This window comes from Chryseobacterium polytrichastri, assembly GCF_900142445.1.
Lineage (GTDB): Bacteria > Bacteroidota > Bacteroidia > Flavobacteriales > Weeksellaceae > Chryseobacterium > Chryseobacterium polytrichastri.
The window spans coordinates 79,554-95,888 of record NZ_FRAV01000011.1; the positions used below are offsets into that span (position 1 = coordinate 79,554).

Annotated in this window: 6 protein-coding genes; all 6 read left to right on the forward strand. The window is 37.4% G+C overall.

What is annotated here, in order from left to right; genetic code table 11:
• The first annotated feature begins 3 nt into the window (after positions 1-3).
• The 6 genes from BUB80_RS08960 to BUB80_RS08985 all read left to right on the forward strand — a co-directional run bounded on the left by BUB80_RS08960 (position 4) and on the right by BUB80_RS08985 (position 16,334).
• On the forward strand, positions 4-528 hold the full coding sequence (locus tag BUB80_RS08960) for a hypothetical protein (protein WP_228433743.1): 525 nt from the start codon (positions 4-6) through the stop codon (positions 526-528).
• A 1,098-nt stretch (positions 529-1,626) separates the two neighbouring features.
• Positions 1,627-8,616: a type I polyketide synthase gene (locus tag BUB80_RS08965; protein ID WP_073292593.1), complete on the forward strand. Its 6,990-nt coding sequence runs from the start codon at positions 1,627-1,629 to the stop codon at positions 8,614-8,616.
• A gap of 18 nt (positions 8,617-8,634) precedes the next feature.
• Positions 8,635-12,873 (forward strand): type I polyketide synthase, encoded by a 4,239-nt coding sequence (locus BUB80_RS08970; protein WP_073292594.1) that lies wholly within the window; start codon positions 8,635-8,637, stop codon positions 12,871-12,873.
• Positions 12,861-13,160 (forward strand): acyl carrier protein, encoded by a 300-nt coding sequence (locus tag BUB80_RS08975; protein ID WP_066759038.1) that lies wholly within the window; start codon positions 12,861-12,863, stop codon positions 13,158-13,160. Before BUB80_RS08970 ends, BUB80_RS08975 begins: the two co-directional genes overlap by 13 nt.
• A complete protein-coding gene (locus BUB80_RS08980) occupies positions 13,151-13,945 on the forward strand; it encodes an alpha/beta fold hydrolase (protein ID WP_073292595.1) in 795 nt (264 codons plus the stop codon). The genes BUB80_RS08975 and BUB80_RS08980 overlap by 10 nt, the downstream gene beginning before the upstream one ends.
• The gene (locus BUB80_RS08985) at positions 13,938-16,334 is read left to right on the forward strand and encodes a glycosyltransferase (protein WP_073292596.1); all 2,397 of its coding nucleotides are present in this window, start codon (positions 13,938-13,940) and stop codon (positions 16,332-16,334) included. Before BUB80_RS08980 ends, BUB80_RS08985 begins: the two co-directional genes overlap by 8 nt.
• The last annotated feature ends 1 nt before the right edge of the window (position 16,335 follow it).

Genomic DNA, 16,335 nt, shown 5'->3' on the forward strand with positions numbered 1-16,335 from the left:
CCTATGAATAATAAAATCATTTTAACTGAATTTGACTCTCGTCAAGCACAACAAAGTACATTCATAAAAAATCAAACATCTCCATCTATGATGAAAAAAATAATGTATTTCGTATTACTCATTGCTTCTGCAACATTATTTGGACAGAAAAATTCCAATATGAAATTTGCGATTTACAATGACGTGGTGGGAAATGTTAAAATGTTTGATCATTACAAAAATCAAATAGAAAGTGTTCATGTTTTTAAAACTAAAGCAAACCTTCCTAAAAATTTAAAAAAGTTCGATTTTCTGGCTGATAAAGGATTAATTGAAATCAAGCTAAAGAAAAATGCAGGAACTCCGGATCTTGTTTCACTTGAAGTACTTAACGAACAATACCAAATACCTAAAGATACCTCGGTATTTATAGAAGGATATGAATTTAGTGACACTTCTACTAAGGTTTTTAATGAAATGATTACTAAGATAGATGTGAAAGATGAGAATGGCAAAAAAGCACTATACATCTCTACCACTTCTCTTTAAAAGATTTCATTTTAAGTAAAACAAAAAAGGGCACTCCATGGAGTGCCCTTTTTGTATATAATAAAACGATTTATATTAATGATTTTTGAGAAGGTCTTTTAATAATTTTTCTTCATGATATAGGACAATCTGTATCGCAACTGATTATCTCTAAAAACATATACAATCCCAAGAATTATTATTGATACTATCAACACTTGAAGAGGAAAATAAGTATATGAAAATATATTAACCACACTATTGTGAAGCACCATCAATTCGGGAAGAATTATTTCTTTATTCTTAAAAATCAATGAAGTTCCAATCATCAGCATGATAATCATGAAGCTAAAATCTGTATTTCCGATTCATTTTATTCATCAAAATGTAATCAAAAGATAACACAATATACACCACAATAATTCATTAAAATTTTAAACTTAAAATTAAAAAATACACATTTCCACCATACAAAATCAAATCACACAAGAATAATTTCCATGTGTTTCACCCTCTTAGTAACATATATATTATCTTTTTGTAATATTAAAAAATAAATCTCTTGTTATAGAAATACTTATTTTTTTTATTTATATATTTGTTTAATATTATCTAAAAATAATCGATTATTTTTAGATAATTATACCGATTGTACCCGCTTTTTTTTGAGAATAAAAATATAAATAACTGATTTTAACAGTATTTAGACAATTCAATTGTTATCATTTGATAATTAACACTAAACTGTCTTTATATTTAAAAATAAAACAACAATTAAACAATTTTATTCCATCATAAATAAACACATGCCACTATATTAAAAATATAAGTGTTATGTTTTAGAATATCTCATTAATGTCAATAAACATCGAAGCAATGAAAAATTTCAAACAAATAGCTTTAAAAAAGCTGGGCAACAATCTTAAACTCAACAACCTCTTGGTTAGCAATAATATCAATATTATTCATATTAAAAACTCCGTGTTAAATTAACATAATAATTAAAAATATAATAATAACTAACTACTTTACTTTATCATAACAACAATCATTTTTTATGCTGAAAAGTATAAAATCTTGTTATGAAAAACTTCCCTACTACTTCAATATATCAACACAATGAAAAACTTGACTATTATTGGATTAACTCCATTTGAAAAACCGGACGTCAACCTTATGCTTACATTGCATCAGGCTGGTGCATTTCCCATCCTAAGTTTAGGACATGAGCTAACGACTGCACAGGCAGCGCTGAATGAACTAGCCAAGATGGATATACCGTCGTATGGTATTTGCTATCCTAATGATCAACTTACATCACTTCAAATTCCTGAAAAAGTAAAATTTGCAATACTTCCATTTGGAACTACGTTCAATTCCAACCCAGAGGTGTCCCTTATTTATCAGGTAACCAGCTTAGATCAAGCAAGAGAAGCCGAACAATCGGGCGCAAAAGGAATCATTATAAAAGGAAATGAAACAGGCGGGCTTATCGGCTACGAATCAACTTTTATCTTATTTCAGCGCATTATTAAAGAAATCAAAACCATCCCTGTTTGGGTACAAGGAGGAATCGGACTTCATACTGCAGCAGCGGTAAAAGCGTTGGGAGCAACTGGTATTGTTTTGGACAGTCAACTTGCTTTATTCCCGGAAAGTTCTGTTCCAAAAGACATCAAAGATCTCTGTTCAAAACTTAATGGAACTGAAACTAAAATCATAGCCAATCATCGTGTATTGGTGAGACCCAACTCTCCTGCGTTACCCGAAAATATAACCGCTGAAGATCTTAGAAAACACTTTACAGATCTTGACATCACTAAGAGTTATATCCCAATGGGTCAAGACATTTCATTGGCAACAGACCTGTATGAAGACTTCAAAAATCTAAAGAAAATGGTTTTTGGATTCAAAGAAGCCATGTATGGTCATTTGAAGCAGGCAAAAGTTCTTCAGGTTATCAATCAGGATAATATTTTAGCTAAAGAATTAGGTTTAAAATATCCTATAGCCCAAGGGCCAATGACCCGTGTAAGCGATGTTCCGGCATTCGCCAACGCCGTAGCAGAAGCAGGTGCTTTACCTTTTGTTGCTTTATCTTTATTAAAAGGTCAACAGGCGAAAGCTTTGGTAATGGATACTAAAAAATTAGCTGGCGAAAAAACATGGGGTGTGGGAATTTTAGGATTTGCCCCTCAGGAATTAAGAGAAGAACAAACTTCATATATATTAGAAGCTAAACCTCCCGTTGTATTGATTGCCGGAGGAAGACCAGCCCAAGCAAAAGTATTTGAAAAAGCAGGAATAAAAACATTTTTACATGTTCCCTCTCCCGCTTTATTAGATATTTTCTTGAAAGAAGGTGCTACCAACTTTATCTTCGAAGGACGTGAATGTGGCGGTCACGTGGGCCCACTTTCAAGTACAGTTCTTTGGGAAAAACAAATCGAACGTATCTTAAAAGAAGAACATCCTGAAAACATCAGCGTATTTTTTGCAGGAGGAATTCACAATGATTTTTCAACCGCTTTCGTTTCCATCATGGCTGCTCCATTAGCGGCAAGAGGTGTAAAAGTTGGCGTATTAATAGGAACTGCTTATCTCTATACCCAAGAGGCAGTTACTTGTGGTGCCATTCAGGAAGAATTCCAAGTACAGGCTTTACAGGCAGAAGAAACGGTTTTATTAGAAACCGCTCCGGGACACGAAACCAGATGTTTAGACACTGCATTTGCTCAACATTTTAATAATGAAAAAGCCAAGCTTACAGCTGCAGGAACAGATAAAAAAGAAATCTGGGAAAAGCTCGAAAAATTAAACGTAGGTCGTTTAAGAATTGCCGCAAAAGGTGTAGAACGCCAAGGCGATCAATTGGTTACCATTCCCAAAGAAGAACAACTGGATTTAGGCATGTACATGATCGGACAGGTTGCTACCATGCATGAAAAAGTCATCACCTTAGATGAACTTCATCAGAATGTGAGTATAGATAATCATCAATATATTCAAAATGCAGCATTACCCGAAGAACCAACATCCAGCGAAAAAGCATTGGATATTGCGATTGTCGGTATGGAATGTATTTTCCCTGATGCAAAAAATTTAGAAGAATATTGGCGTAATATTATTTTAGGAAAAGACAGTGTAACAGAAGTTCCGGACGAAAGATGGAATAAAGAACTGTATTATCACCCAGACTCCAACGAGTCAGATGTCTCTCACTCAAAATGGGGCGGATTTATTCCTAAAATTGATTTCGATCCTTTAGAATTTGGAATTCCACCACAGTCTCTTGCTGCCATTGAACCTACGCAATTGCTAACCTTATTGGTTGCCAAACGTGCGATGGAAAATGCGGGCTATGGTGACAAACATACAAACAGAGAAAATATTTCTGTAATTATTGGTGCTGAAGGTGGAAATGACCTTGCCAACAGTTACAGTTTCAGAGGATTTTATAAACAAGTTTTCGGAGAACTTCATCAAGAAGTTAAAGAAGCATTTCCGCATACTACAGAAGATTCATTCCCTGGTATTTTAGCGAATGTTATCGCAGGAAGAATTACTAACCGTTTGGATCTTGGCGGAAGAAATTATACTGTAGATGCAGCGTGCGCTTCTTCTCTGGCAGCTCTTGAATTGGCATGTCAGGAATTGATCTTAAATAAATCTGACATGGTTCTTGCGGGCGGAGCAGATTTACATAACGGAATCAATGATTACCTCATGTTCTCCAGCACTCATGCCCTTTCCAGAAAAGGAAGATGTGCAACCTTCGACAGTGACGCAGACGGAATTGCCCTTGGTGAAGGTGTTGCTATTTTAGTGTTAAAAAGATATGAAGACGCTGTTCGTGATGGCGACCGTATTTACTCTGTGATCAAAGGAGTTGGAGGATCTAGTGATGGTAAGGCTTTAGGTCTTACTGCTCCGAGAAAAATCGGTCAGGTAAGAGCATTGGAGCGTGCATACGCCCAAGCAGGCATTAGTCCAGCATCCGTTGGATTGGTCGAAGCCCACGGAACAGGAACTGTGGTTGGAGATAAAACTGAATTAAGTGCATTGACGAATTTATTCAGTCGTTCAGGGGCATTGCCGGGACAAACTCATTTAGGTTCTGTAAAAACACAAATCGGACATACAAAATGTGCCGCAGGATTGGCAGGATTAATTAAAGCTTCGTTAGCAGTTTATCACGGAGTAAAACCTCCTACCCTTCATTTACAGCATCCTAACGCGTATTACAACGCTCAAACCAGTCCATTTGCTTTTTATGCAGAAAGTGGATTATGGAGCGAGAAAAACCGTTATGCAGGCATCAGTGCTTTTGGATTTGGGGGAACTAATTTCCATGCTGTCATTGCCAATCATCCTAAACAAGATGATTCTGCGGTATTGCAATCTTGGCCTTCGGAATTATTTGTATTCCGTGGAGATACGTATGATGAGGCTAAAATTCAATTAAATCAAATTAAATCTTTACTCGAAGTAAACGATACTATTTCATTAAAGAACATTGCTTACAGTTTAGCCGTTAGTTCAGAAAAACAAGTTCAGTTAAGCATTGTTGCGGACACCACTGAACATTTGATGATGAACATCGAATTGGCACTTTCCGGAATTGAAAGCAAAGACACTTTCACTGTCAATAAGAGAGACGGTAAAGTAGCGTTTTTATTCCCTGGACAAGGCAGTCAAAGAATCAATATGGTTCGTGACCTGTTTGTTGCTTTCCCTGAAATGCGAAAACTAATCAATTCATATCCCGAATTGGAAAAAGTAGTTTTCCCTTCCACTACTTTTAACGAAGCAACATTAAAACAGCAAAAAGAAACCATTAAAGATACCCGATTAGCACAACCTCTTTTAGGAATTGTTGATCTTGCTTTAGCTAAACTTCTACAATCTATTGGGATCGTTCCGGATATGTTGGCGGGTCACAGTTATGGAGAATTGCCTGCTTTATGTTTTGCTGGGGTTTTCGAAGAAGAAAAATTGGTTGATTTAAGTATCAAAAGAGCGCAATCCATTTTAGACTCAGTAGAAGGAGGTGATCCAGGAACAATGATCGCAGTAAGCTCAACCCGAGAAAATCTACAGCCTATTTTAGATACCGTTGAAGGTTGTTATCCTGTCAATTACAATGCACCAACGCAATGTGTGGTTGCAGGAAGTACAGAAGCCATCAACAAATTAATGGAAATCCTTAAACAGGAACGTATTTCTGCTAAAAAACTGGAAGTTGCATGTGCCTTCCACAGTCCTTTATTAGCTAAATCTAAAGGTTTATACGAAACCGTTTTACAAGATGTTTCTTTCGAAGAAATGCAGATTCCGGTTTGGTCGAATACAACAGCCACAACTTATCCGACGGCAGTTTCAGAAATAAAAGAAAGACTCACGAACCACTTGGTACAGCCTGTACGATTTGTAGAAGAACTTCAAGCGATGTACGAAGACGGCGCAAGAATCTTTATCGAAGTTGGCCCAGGAAAAGTATTGGCAGGATTAACCAAATCTTGTTTAGATAAAGAACACCTAACGCTTTCTGTAGAAGACAGTAATGGGAATAAATTGACTTATCTGCTTTCTATGCTGGCTCAATATTTAGGAACGGGTCGCCATTTTAATATTGCTAAACTTTTCGAAGGTCGTAATGTTCAGGTAATTCAAATTGATCAACCTGAATTATACAAGAAAAGCCCTGCCATCTGGCGCGTAAACGGACAAGCTGCACATCCAACAAACGGATCATTGCCTGCCAATGGTGCATTACCAATCATAACTCCAATTCAAATGAACAACTTTACGAATAATCAAGCTCCTGTGATTGAAACTCAATCTAATACCGAACGTATGTTGCAGGAATATTTAAACAGCATGCAACTCATGATACAGGCGCAACGTGATGTGATGCTTACGTTCTTGGGACAAAATCCTCAAGTAAGCCCTGCTCCTGTTTATGTTTCACAAATTCCGGCTCATTCAAACGGCCATGCACCAATCATCTCTACTCCTTTAAATGACGGTGTTGAAAAAACGGTTATTATTCCTGTAAAACAAGCTCCGACAAAGGATATCAAAACATTATTGCTTCAGGTTGTAAGTGATAAAACAGGCTATCCTCACGAAATGTTAGGCATGGAAATGGACTTGGAGGCTGATTTAAGTATTGATTCAATTAAACGAGTTGAAATCATTGGTACACTAAAAGCTGAACTAGGTTCTTTCTCCTCAAATAGCGCAAATGAAGATACCATCATGGAGCAATTGGCTTCGATAAAAACCTTAAATGGTTTGGTTTCTTGGCTAACAGAATATTCCGGAGCATCAAAAACTTCAGAAAATGTTACACCTGTAGAAACAACAGCTTCAACAGCTCAAAATAAATCTGCATTTTCTCTTGAAGAGCTTCAGACAGCCATTCTGGATATTGTAAGCGAAAAAACAGGATATCCGAAAGAAATGCTAGGTTTAGACCTTGATTTGGAAGCAGATTTAAGCATCGATTCCATCAAACGTATGGAAATCATTGGTGAGCTTAAAACTAAAATCGGTTTCGGTCAAGATCTAGAACAAGCAGATGATTTAATGGAAAAATTAGCTGCCATCAAAACATTGAGCGGATTAGCTTCTTGGATCAATGAAATGAGCGGAAATAACACTCCAGAACCTATTCAGAATTTACTATCCCGTCTTCGATTTGATTTAACGCCAACTGATGTTTCTTTAATCGAAAATAACGAAATCCTGCAAGGAAAACGTTTTGCGATCACTCAAGACAACAGCAACCAAAATTTGGCTATCAAAAATGCCCTTGAAAAACATGGAGCAATCGCTGAGTTGGTGGATATAGATAAAGATCTCACGAATTTCGACGGATTAATTATTCTTGATTTATTCTCATCAGCCGTAAAGCAGAATATTATTGATCATGTTGATTTAATTAAAAGATTAGACCTTGATAAAGCTCAATGGATTTATTTGATTTCAGATATTCCGGCACACGTTCAGGAGCTTACAGACACTACTCTTTTACGTCATTACAAAGGTTATCCGGGGTTTTTCAAAAGCTTAGCAAGAGAGTTTGAAAACACGAATTGCAGATTAATCAGCTTAAACTCTCCTCAACAGGTAGATCAAATTGCTGATATCATTTTAAAAGAAATATTAACAACCGATAAACCCTCTGAAGTCATTTACAAAAATGACCAAAGACATAAAATAAACATCATCCCATCGCCTTTGGCAACAGGATTGAGCGAAGCACACATTCAATTAGATAAAGATTCAGTTGTTTTAGTTCTTGGAGGCGCACAGGGAATTACTTCAGAACTTGCAAAACATATGTCACAGGCTTATCCGTGTACTTATATTTTGGTGGGAAGATCAGAAGACCCTAGAAATCAAGCAATAAATAAAGATTTAGAAGTAATGAAAACCAAGGAAGAAATAAGAGCCTATCTTATCAAATCCGGACAATTCACTTCACCTTCTGAAATCGAAAAAGAAACGATAAAAGTATTCAAAAACAATCAGATCCTGCGTACCATCCGCGATATGGAACAAATGGGAAATACAATTGTTTACCAATCATTAGACCTTTGTGATGAAGACGGATTATCTGAATTAATCAATTCGATTTATGAAAAATACAACCGTTTAGACGGGGTAATTCATGGGGCTGGTCTTTTGGAAGATAAATTATTCAAACAAAAAACAACAAGTTCTTTCGGACGTGTATTTGATACTAAAGTAAAACCACTTCGTGTATTGGCAGAAAAACTTCGTACAGATTGCCAGTTTGTGGTGCTATTCTCAAGCATTGCTTCAGTTTACGGGAACAAAGGTCAGACCGATTATGCTGCTGCTAACTCTGTATTGGATGATTATGCAAACGCTTTAAATAAAAAATTAAAAGGAAAAGTAATTTCCATCAACTGGGGTCCTTGGAAAGGTGCCGGAATGGTTTCATCAACACTGGAAACAGAATATGAACGCCGAGGTATTTCTTTAATTCCATTGGAGCAAGGAAAGGAAATTTTCCTGAATGAAATAAAATACGGAACTGAAAGTCAGGTATTGATCATGTCCGGAAATAATTGGTAATCTCTGTATATAGTAGATATGAAAAAAACAGATGTTGCTGTCATTGGTCTATCTTGTGTCTTTCCGGGGGCACAGGATGCCAACACTTTTTGGCAGAATATTGTCAATAAAGTAGACTCTACCCAATTAGCTCCAGCCGACCGAATTGATCCTGTCCATTTTAGCAATACCACCAATCCGGTTGACCGTTTTTACTGTCAGCGTGGTGGGTTTATCTCTGATTATGAATTTGATCCTACCGTTTTTGGAATTTTACCATTAGCCGTTGAAGGGACTGAACCCGATCATTTATTAACGCTTGATCTGGTTCAAAAAGCCTTAGACGATGCAGGGATTTTTCAAAAAGAAATTTCGCTTGAGAAAACAGGAATTATCATTGGAAAAGGAAATTATACCGGACCCGGGGCTACCCGTGCTATTGAAATCGTAAGAACAGGAGAACAAATTTCTTCGTTGTTAAAAGAATTATTACCCGAAGTTTCTTCTGCTGATATTGAAAAAGTAAAACACGCTTTTCAGGAAAAGAAAGGTCGTTTTGCCGCTGATACCGCGATGGGATTAATTCCAAATTTGGTTGCTTCCTTAGTGGCTAACCGATTTAATTTAGGCGGGGTTGCATTTACCGTAGATGCCGCTTGTGCAAGTGCTTTAATTGCAGTAGACCATGCGGTACAGGAACTTCAACGAGGAAGATCCGACATTATGATTGCAGGAGGTGTACACACCGGACAAAATGCTGCTTTCTGGAGTATTTTTGCTCAGTTGGGCGCCATGTCCCGTCAACAACAAATTAAACCTTTCAGCAATGATGCCGATGGTCTGTTGATTGGTGAAGGTTGCGGTTTTGTGGTGTTGAAAAGATTGGAAGATGCCGTTCGAGATCAGGATAAAATTTACGCAGTCATTAAAGGCGTTGGCGTAAGCAGCGATGGTAACGGAACCAGCGTGATGAGTCCTGCGGTGAAAGGTCAATTAAAAGCCCTACAACAAGCTTGGAGTAATGCAGATTTAGATGAAAAACAAATTGGTTATCTGGAAGCCCACGGCACAGGAACACCACTTGGAGATAAAACAGAACTTCAGACGTTAGCTCAGTTTTTCGGAAAGGAAGAATCGGCTAAAATTGCCGGGATCGGTTCTGTAAAATCAAATATCGGGCACGCTATGCCTGCTGCGGGAATTGCTGGTTTAATTAAAACTTGCTTAGCCCTTCATCACGATACATTACCACCAACATTATATTGCGAAAATCCTACTTTGGAGATGCAGAATACCAGATTTGAACCTGTACAAGAGGCTAAAAACTGGACAAAAACAGGCTTACCTAAAGTAGCAGCAGTCAATGCTTTCGGTTTTGGTGGCATCAATGCACACGTTGTATTGGAAGGATATGACATGCCTAAAAAAGACAAGGTTCTCATCTTAGCCAGACCAACGCATGAAGCATTATTATCTGCTTTGCAAAATAACGAAAGCACATTAGGCGAAGGAGATTATCGTATTGCGCTATTTGATCCAAGCCCTGCAAGAATAGAAAAAGCCCTTAAAATTGTCGCCAAAAATAATCCTTGGCGCAATAAACAGGATATTTGGTACACCAATACTCCTCTATTGCAAAATGGAGAAAAAGTAGCTTTTGTTTTCCCAGGATTAGACGGATTAGCAAAAGGTGAAATTGACAGTGTAAGCCGTTATTTCAACTTAACCGCTCCTATAGAAACTGAAGGTGAAGGGTTGTTAAACGATGCCTTAAACATTTTCAATAAGTGCAGCATTCTAGACAATTCATTAAAAAAACTGGGAATTATACCAGATATGAATGCTGGTCACAGCTTAGGAGAATGGCTGGCAGGTTATTCTTCTGAATTAGCAGAAGTAAATTCTGTGAAAGCTTTAATTGATGTTTTAAATCCTGAAACTTTTGAATTAAAGGATTCCAGATTCATCGCCATCGGTGCCGGAATTGAAACCATAAAACCTATTATTGAAGACATTCCGAACGTATATATTTCCAATGATAATTGCCCCAATCAGGTAATTCTTTGCGGAAGCAATGCAGCATTGGATGAATTGGTTCCTATATTAAAATCAAAACAGATATTTCATCAGATATTGCCTTTTCAATCTGGCTTTCACTCGCCTTTTATCGCCGATAAACTGGATGTGATTTTAGCAGGAATGGAAAAAGCACAATTTCAGAAAACAAAAATCCCATTGTGGTCTGCAACAACGTTGGAACCTTATCCATCAGATCAGGAAGCCATCAGAAAACTGAGTGCAGAACACCTTGTACAACCCGTTCGTTTCCGTGAACTTACCGATAAATTGTATGCAGAAGACGCAAGATTTTTTATTCAAATCGGAACAGGTGGATTGATTGGATTTATTGATGACACGTTGAAAGGAAAAGCATTCAGCACGATTGCGTCCAGCGTTCCTACCCGATCTGCGTTAGCACAATTACAACGTGTGGTAGCCGCATTATTCGTGGAAGGTAAAGTGGTTGCGCTAAACTTTTTAGACACCCATACGTTCTCCAAAAAATCATCAGGTAAAGGGATTAAACTAGAATTAGGCTCTCCTATTATCCGTGATTTCAAAGAAGTAAAAGCATTGGCTCAATCTTTTGGAACTTCAAAGCAGAATACCGTTTCTATTCCTGTAGCAAAGTCTGGACATCCTTTAGTACAGGCATTTCAGAATAATATTTCAGATATGATTCGTATGCAGGAGGAAGTTTTGACATTATTCCAAGATCGCCCGAAAGTTTCAATTCCAAATGTTGTATTGCCAAAAGTTCAGGCTCCGATAAGCAAGAATTTTGAAAAAACATTGTATGTGACTTTGGAAAGTCACCCCTACCTTATCGACCACAGTTTATTAAGACAACCGAAAGGCTGGCATGAAGTGGCCGATATGGAACCCGTAATTCCAATGACGATGATCTTTGAACAATTGGCAGAAATTGCACAATCAGAAATACAAGGATCACAAGTTCATAAAATTATGAATGTAAGCGTTTTTCAATGGATGAACGTTGCCCAACCTTTTGAAAAAACGGTGAAAGCAGAATGGAAATCCACTAACCACGCTTATTTAGATATTGAAAATTTCGTGAATGCTGAGGTGGTATTAACCTCATCTTCTCGCCCCAATCCTACTTTTAATCTTTCAATCGGAGATTTGTTACCTATCGAAAGAACACCTGAAGAAATCTATGACAAACACATGTTTCATGGAGAATGTTATCAGGGAATAACGGAAGTTTCAAAGGTGGGAACAAAAGGAATTATCGGCAAAATTAAAGGAAACGGAGGAAAAGGTTCTTTACTGGATAATGCCGGACAATTATTTGGGCTATGGTTACAACTTACCTTAACGAAAGACCGAATTGCATTTCCTGTAAAAATTAAAGACATCGAATTTTTCGGTGATCTACACGATCAGGACGGCATTTTCGAATGTACCTGCAGCCTGACTGAAATGAACGAAGAGTTTGCGATTGGTGATATTCTTTTAACCAAAAACAATAAAGTGTGGTGTAAAATTTCAGGTTGGCAAAACCGCCGACTGGAAATTGATGAACCTTTATGGAATGTTTCTATGTCACCTTTACACAACCGTCTTTCGGAAGAAATTGCACCTCAGGTATTTTTCTTTCATCAGGCCTATACCAGAGTCGCGTCATGGGATTTTATCCTGAAACGTTATTTCAATCAAACCGAAAAACAGCACCATCAAAAACTGTTTCCTAATAAGAGAAAAAGCTGGATGGTAAGCCGTGTAGCCGTGAAAGATGCCGTAAGAAATCTCCTTAAACAAGAAAAAGATCATCCTTGCTTTCCCATCACTTTTGAAGTTGCTTCTGATGAAGTCGGAAAACCTTATCTCATCAGTGAGTTTACAAAAGATGTTCATATTTCTCTGGCTCACAAAGGAAAAGATGCGGTAGGAATTGCACGCAGCGGAAAAGCAGTCGGAATTGATATGGAAATCATTGAAGAACGCAGTTCAGGATTCTACGATTTAGTCTTTACCGATAACGAATTAGCTTTATTAAAAAACAGAGATCAGGCAGAATGGACAACCCGTTTTTGGGTAGCTAAAGAAGCTTACGGAAAGTTTTTAGGAACAGGATTAAAAGGAAATCCAAAAAAACTCGAAGTCGAAAAAATCACAGAAGATTCTTTATGGATCAACCAAACAGAAATCAAAACAATTAAACATAAAAATTATATCATAGGATGGACACTATAAACACAACACTAAAATTAAATCACGAAGAATTATTCACGCTTTTAAAAGGTTTTATCACAGAAGTTATCGGCGAAGAATTTGTAGAGGAAATGGACATCACTCCGGAGAGTTCTTTCACGAAAGATCTGGAAATGGACAGTATTGAAATTGTTTCTTTTTCGGAGAAGATCAAAGCGCATTTTGGAGATCAAATCGATTTTACAGGATGGCTGTCTTCTATGGATTTAGACCAATTGATTGACCTTGACCTAAGTATGATTATTAATTATATCTACGAATGCCAATAATTACTGTTGACAATAAGAAAGTTCACATTCAGGAACTCAACAAAGGAGCTGAACAAACTGTGGTGATGATCCATGGTATGTTCAGTAACCTTTCTATTTATTATTTTAATATTGCTCCGATTCTGGCAAAACACTTCTACGTTGTGATGTATGATTTGAAAAGTCACGGCATGAGCGAACGTTTTACAGACGGTTATGATTTGGAAAATATGTCTTCCGATGTCTTGGCTTTAATGGATGCTTTACATATTGAAAAAGCACATCTTGTCGGTTATAGTTTTGGAGGACTTATTGCCTTGAAAACCGCTCTGAAAGCACCCAACCGTGTTGAGCAATTAGTGGTTATCGAAGCACCCGATCCTCAGGATGAAAAAGCCAGAGGTATTATAGATCAGTACAGCAAAGAGTTTCTGGAACATTATGTCGCCAATTTTACCGACACCACAAAAGTACAGATGGGGAAACGGCAGATGGAAAAAAACCATCGTATGTATGAGTTTTTGTTTAATCAAACCAGTATCAAAGCAGACATGATTAAGGAAAAGCATTTTCTTACTGAAGTAAATCTGTCTCAACTGGAAACCTCAACCTTATTATTGTACGGTTCAGATTCCAATTGCAGACCTACAGGAGAATCACTGAATGCACAGATCGAACAAGCTGAATTAGAATTAATTCCCGGAGATCACAACATCCCAATTCAGGAGCCAGCATTGATTGCCGAAACTATTGTCCATTTTTTATCTCAATCATTATCAACACCTTTAACACAAAACCATGGCTAAATTTGTATTTATAGTTCCACCACTGACTGGTCATGTGAACCCAACCCTAAGCATCGGCGCTACTCTTTTAGAAAGAGGACACGAGGTGGCTTGGATCAGTCTTGATAAAAACCTAAGCAGCAAACTTCCTGAAGGAGGAGAATTGCTACTCATTCAATATGATCAAACCGACGAAGAAAAAAGAGACAGCGAAAACTATCTTGATATCATTTCTAAAAAAGTAGTCTACGGAATCGACAGTATTAAATTCCTTTACGAAGATGTTTTGATTCCTTTAAACAGGCATACTTATAACGGGATTATTCCATTATTAAAAGAATATCAACCCGATTTAGTGATTGGAGACCATCAGTTATTTGCCGCTTCTATTGCTGCAAAAAAATTAGGTTTGCCTTATGCCACGACGGTTACCGCTCCTGCTGCCATTAAAATTATGAGCGAACTTCCTAAAGTTCATGAATGGGAAGAAAAACAAATTATCGCGCTACAACAGGAATTAGGCGTAACAGAAAACCGCGCTTTAGACTGTTCAGATTTATTGACGCTGGTTTTAACATCCAAATATTTCTTTGGTGAAATGGATTTGGAATCCAATTATCAATTTACAGGTCCGGTTCTTACGGAACGTCGTATTTCTTGTGAATTTGACTGGGAAAAATTCAACAGCAATCCAAGAAAGAAAATTCTGGTAAGCATCGGAACGACTTTCGATCACGAACATAAAAAAGCATTTTTCCAAAAGGTGGTTGATGCTTTTAAAGATGAAAACTTAACGGTTGTTGTAGTTTCAGATCCTCAACTTTTTGAAGAATGGCCGGAAAACTTTATGGTTTATCAGCAAGTTCCTCAATTGGATTTGTTACCTCATTTAGACGGTGTTGTTTCTCACGGCGGTCATAATACGGTTTCCGAAGCATTATCAAACGGTTTGCCGTTGGTAGTGATTCCAATTGCGTATGACCAGTCGCATGTTGCGGGTCGTGTTGTGCGTACAGGAGCAGGTGAACGTCTTAATTTTAATCGATTTAAAGCGCATCATTTAAACGAAGCCGTACAAAATATTTTAACGAAGCCTGAATACAAAAAAGCTGCCGAAACCATTCGTGAATCTTTCGTTGAAGCCGGAGGAAGCGCAACAGCAGCCAATTTACTTGAAAATGCCATTTCAACTTCTAATATGAAAAAATCTAAGTCTAAATTTTTATTTGTTATCCCTCCATTTTTTGGACATATCAGCCCGACACTGAGCGTAGGTGCCAGTTTAATTGCCCGTGGTCATGAAGTAAAATGGTTCGGAATCACCCCTTTAGACAACAAACATATTCCGGAAGGCGGAAGTTATTTTTATCCTGAACAAGATTTGATTCCATATCAGGATGAAATTGCTAAAATTTTAAAAAGACAAGATGATGGACCTGCCTGTTCGGGACCTGAAGTCATGAAATTAGCATTAGAAGAAACCTATGTTCCTTTTGCTAAAATGATGATGCCTGGGTTGGAAACGCTTACAAAAGACTGGCAACCCGATGTTATTGTGAACGATTGTATCACTTTCGGAGGAGCATTGTTTGCTCATAAAAATAATATTCCGTGTGTAACAACAACGCCTGTTCCACCCGATGTGATGGGAGATACTGCGAATAGCGCTCCTAAAATTTTTGAATGGCAGCAGAATTTAATCAAAGAACTTCAAAAAGAAGTCGGAATTGAGGATGAAGGTATTTTTATTCATTCGCATGAGCTAAACCTAGTTTTTACCTCACAAAAATTTGCTGATTTTGAAGAAGTTCCATCACATATGCAATTTGTAGGACCAGTAAAAGGTCGCCCAAATCCGGCACCTTTTGATTGGGATAAATTAAATGCATCCACAACACCGAAAATATTTGTTTCACTAGGTACACTTTTAGTAGATATCCGAAAAGCATTTTTTGAAAAAGTAATTGCTGCTTTTGCAGATCAACCTGTAACCGTGATTGCCGCTACTCCACCAGATATTTTTGAGGAATGGCCTTCTAACTTTATTGTGAGCAGTTTTGTTCCTCAGTCAGCATTGATGCCCCATATGGATGCTGTGATTTGTCATGGTGGCTTTAATACCGTAAATGATACTTTCACCAATGGATTACCGATGTTAATCACTCCTATCGCGTACGACCATTTTCATATTGCCAAATTAATTGAAAAAGCTGGCTGCGGAATCAGTATCAGATATAAAAGATTGCGTGTTGATGCGCTTCGTCAAACCGTTTTTGAGTTATTGGAAAATCCCGCGTACAGAAATGCAGCGAAAGAAGTTCAATCGAGTTTAATTAATGCTGGAGGAAACGATCGCGCAGTAGAGTTATTAGAAAATTTTGTAGAACAATCAACCTTAATCCCTGCATAAG

Bases quoted from the DNA above. Each gene is read 5' to 3' on its own strand.
- BUB80_RS08960 (WP_228433743.1), top strand. From the start codon at position 4: ATGAATAATAAAATCATTTTAACTGAATTTGACTCTCGTCAAGCACAA.
- BUB80_RS08965 (WP_073292593.1), top strand. From the start codon at position 1,627: ATGAAAAACTTGACTATTATTGGATTAACTCCATTTGAAAAACCGGAC.
- BUB80_RS08970 (WP_073292594.1), top strand. From the start codon at position 8,635: ATGAAAAAAACAGATGTTGCTGTCATTGGTCTATCTTGTGTCTTTCCG.
- BUB80_RS08975 (WP_066759038.1), top strand. From the start codon at position 12,861: ATGGACACTATAAACACAACACTAAAATTAAATCACGAAGAATTATTC.
- BUB80_RS08980 (WP_073292595.1), top strand. From the start codon at position 13,151: ATGCCAATAATTACTGTTGACAATAAGAAAGTTCACATTCAGGAACTC.
- BUB80_RS08985 (WP_073292596.1), top strand. From the start codon at position 13,938: ATGGCTAAATTTGTATTTATAGTTCCACCACTGACTGGTCATGTGAAC.